The organism is Pseudomonas sp. HMWF006 (assembly GCF_003061205.1).
Classification (GTDB): domain Bacteria; phylum Pseudomonadota; class Gammaproteobacteria; order Pseudomonadales; family Pseudomonadaceae; genus Aquipseudomonas; species Aquipseudomonas monsensis.
In genome coordinates this window covers 1-3,403 of record NZ_QAIU01000633.1, presented here as the reverse complement: position 1 = coordinate 3,403, position 3,403 = coordinate 1, and the positions used below count along the sequence as shown (strand labels likewise).

General features: G+C 61.2%; 3 protein-coding genes. 2 read left to right on the top strand and 1 reads right to left on the bottom strand.

Translation table 11 applies throughout. The features are described 5' to 3' along the window. Positions 1 to 1,162 (top strand): iron ABC transporter permease (locus tag DBR24_RS29310; RefSeq protein WP_146189146.1); only part of this gene is annotated, 1,162 nt, incomplete at its 5' end. Then, positions 1,159 to 2,217, top strand: a complete 1,059-nt coding sequence (locus DBR24_RS29305) for an ABC transporter ATP-binding protein (RefSeq protein ID WP_128616441.1) — start codon at positions 1,159 to 1,161, stop codon at positions 2,215 to 2,217. The genes DBR24_RS29310 and DBR24_RS29305, both read left to right, overlap by 4 nt. Here the strand turns inward: DBR24_RS29305 and xerC are convergent, their stop codons facing one another. Beyond that, positions 2,218 to 3,108 carry a tyrosine recombinase XerC gene (xerC, locus tag DBR24_RS29300; RefSeq protein ID WP_128616442.1) on the bottom strand — a complete coding sequence of 297 codons (891 nt, stop codon included), beginning with the start codon at positions 3,106 to 3,108 and terminating at the stop codon, positions 2,218 to 2,220. It abuts the gene before it with no gap. Positions 3,109 to 3,403 lie beyond the last annotated feature (295 nt).

Here is a 3,403-nt window from a genome sequence, read left to right as displayed (position 1 = left end):
GGTGTCGGTGATTGCCTATTTTCCGTTTTTGTACCTGCCGGTAGCCGCGACCCTGCGCCGTCTCGACCCGGCTATTGAAGACGTCGCCGAGTCGCTGGGGCTCAAGCCGTGGGCGGTGTTTTTTCGCGTGGTGTTGCCGCAATTGCGGCTGGCGATTTGCGGTGGCGCGTTGCTGGTCGGCCTGCACCTGCTGGCCGAATACGGTCTGTACGCGATGATCCGTTTCGACACCTTCACCACGGCGATCTTCGACCAGTTCAAATCGACCTTCAACGGCCCGGCCGCCAATATGCTCGCCGGGGTTCTGGCGTTGTGCTGCCTGGCGATGCTCACAGCTGAATCCGCTGCCCGTGGCCAGGCGCGTTATGCCCGAGTCGGCTCCGGCAGCGCCCGGGATCAACGCAACGTGCAACTGGGTCGAGGCGCAACAACCTTTGCGTTATTGCTGCAAGCCCTGACCTGCCTGTTGGCCTTGGGTGTGCCCTTACTGACACTGGGTCGCTGGCTGCTGGCCGGTGGCGTGCAAGTCTGGCAAGGCGACGAATTGCTGCCTGCGTTGCTGCAGACCCTGTCGTATGGGGTGGCCGGCGCCTTGCTGACCAGCGTTGCGGCCATTCCGATTGCCTGGTTGTCGATCCGCTCGCCCGGCAAACTGCAGCGTTTGCTGGAAGGTTGCAACTACATCACCAGCTCGCTGCCGGGCATCGTCGTAGCACTGGCGTTGGTGACCGTGACTATCCATTTCGCCCGGCCGATCTACCAGACGAGCATTACCGTGCTGCTCGCGTATCTATTGATGTTTCTGCCGCGCGCACTGGTCAGCCTGCGAGCCGGTTTCGCGCAAGCGCCGGTGGAACTGGAAAACATCGCGCAAAGCCTGGGGCGCTCGCCAATACGGGCGTTGTGGCTGATCACCGTCCGGCTGGCAGCACCGGGTGCTGCCGCCGGTGCGGCGCTGGTGTTTCTGGCGATCACCAACGAACTGACCGCGACCCTGCTGCTCGCGCCCAATGGCACGCGCACTCTCGCCACGGGCTTCTGGGCGATGACCAGTGAAATCGACTACGCCGCTGCCGCGCCTTACGCGTTGCTGATGATCCTGCTTTCACTGCCGCTGACGGCCATTCTCTATCACCAATCCAGGCGTACCGCTGGCCGATGAACGCTCTCGAACTGCTCAACCTCAGTAAAACCTTCGGCGCGCAAAAGGCGCTCGACGACGTCAGCCTCAATGTGCCGACCGGCAGCCGTACGGTGATCGTCGGCCCCTCCGGCTCCGGCAAGACCACCCTGCTGCGGATGATCGCCGGGTTCGAATTTCCCGACACCGGCAGCCTGACCCTCAACGGCCAGACGCTGGTTGATCGCACTCACGCCGTGCCGGCCTATCAACGGCAGATCGGCTACGTGCCGCAGGACGGCGCCCTGTTCCCGCACATGACCGTGGCCGCCAATATCGGCTTCGGCCTGGCCCTGACTGGCGCGGCCCGCAACCAGCGGATCCTCGAGTTGATGGACAGTGTCGCGTTGGACGCGAACATGGCCAGCCGTTGGCCCCACGAGCTGTCCGGCGGCCAGCAACAGCGGGTCTCACTGGCCCGTGCGCTGGCGCAGCAGCCACGCCTGATGCTGCTCGACGAACCGTTCTCCGCACTCGACACCGGGTTGCGCAGCGCCATGCGCAAAATGGTCGCGCGCCTGCTCGAAGACGCCGGCGTCACCACCATTCTGGTGACCCACGACCAGAGCGAAGCGTTGTCATTCGCCGATCAATTGGCGGTCATGCGCGCCGGACGGCTGGTGCAATCCGGGCATCCGATGGACCTTTACCGTTATCCGGACGATGAACAGACTGCGCACTTCCTCGGTGAAGCCGTGGTCTTGCCCGCACGAATCGAGGCCGGTTGGGCGCACTGCGATCTGGGTCAGGTGCCGGTCAACAGCAATGGCTTTACCGGCGCCGCGCACATCATGCTTCGCCCCGAACAATTGCAGATCGCCGAAGTGGCGAGTGACCGTCAGGGATGCCATGCGACCGTCACTGAGCGCGACTTTGCCGGCAACACCTGTACCTTGACGGTCGAGCTGAGCGCCTCTACCACGCAAGCATCGGCCCGTTCGATCCTGGTGCGCAGCACCGGCATGCACGCCCCGTCCGCCGGCAGTTCGGTGTACCTGTCAGTGCTCGGTGCGGCGCATGTGTTTGGCCTGGGCTGATCAGAGATCGAAGCGATCCACCGCCCGCCGCCGCTCGTTGTCATCGCGCACATCGTAGTTGGCGGTGGTCTGGATGTTGCTGTGATGCGCCAGTTTCTGTGCGATCGACAGGTCGTGTTCCTCGATCACCCGGGTGATGAATGAACGACGGAAATCGTGGGGCATGATTTTCACCCCGACCTGGGTGCCCCGCTGCCGGGCGATGTAATAGATCGCGTGCTTGGTAATGCGCTCGCGGGTGATGTGGCTGCCACGGCGAATGCGGTTGAACAGGAACCCATCGTCGCTCTCGCCCTCGTTGAGGTGCGAACGGCGCAATTCGAGCCACGCATCGAGTTTGGCGAACGCCCACGCCGGGGCGTACTTGATCAGTTGTTTGTTGCCCTTGCCGGTGACCGTCAGGCTGCGTTCAGTGAAGTCGACCTGATTCAGATCCAGATCCACCGATTCCGATTTGCGCATGCCGGTGCCGTACAGCAACGCAATGATTGCAGCGTCGCGCAGGCCTTGCGGGCGCGGGTCGGCGGCACAGACTTCCATCAATTCGTGAATCAGCGTGCGCTTGAGATTACGCCCCTGGGACAGTCGCGTACCGGCGATGCCCTTGACCGAGCGCATCTTTAAAAGATGCTCCTGGCTGATCAGACTCATACGCCAGGCCTCATTCATGACCCCGCGCACGGCATTGACATACAGCGAAGAAGTGTTCGGCGCGTAGTTGTCTGCGCGCAATGCTGCCACCAGTGCTACAACATCTTCGGGCTGCAGGGCGTGCCAGGGAATCTCTTCGACATTCATGTCTTCAAAACCCAGGCGATCAGCTGCGTCTTGTAGTACGTAGCGCATGGTGAGTTGGCTGGAAGGCGCCAAACGCGCGAGGTACAGGCTCATCGGGTTGGGTTTCGAAGCGACCGGGGTTGCAGCAACTAAATCAATCAAACGTTAAACCTTGAGTAAAAAGTGTACGACACAACAACAACTAACAACTAACAACTGCAATGTACTTGAAGTAAAGAAGGTACTTGGCCGCACTGCCGGACAAAAGCTGCGATGGACGGCACAAGCCTGAACAGCGGCTGTATAAGTGACAGATAAACGATTCGCCAACCGGTTTTTCATGTTCCTTTCACAAAAACCGGCATAACCTTAATTCCTATCGGTTCAGTGCTGGCCTTGCCCAACCTGC

Coding starts and splice junctions, on each gene's coding strand:
- DBR24_RS29305 (WP_128616441.1), top strand. CDS start 1,159: ATGAACGCTCTCGAACTGCTCAACCTCAGTAAAACCTTCGGCGCGCAA.
- xerC (WP_128616442.1), bottom strand. CDS start 3,108: ATGAGCCTGTACCTCGCGCGTTTGGCGCCTTCCAGCCAACTCACCATG.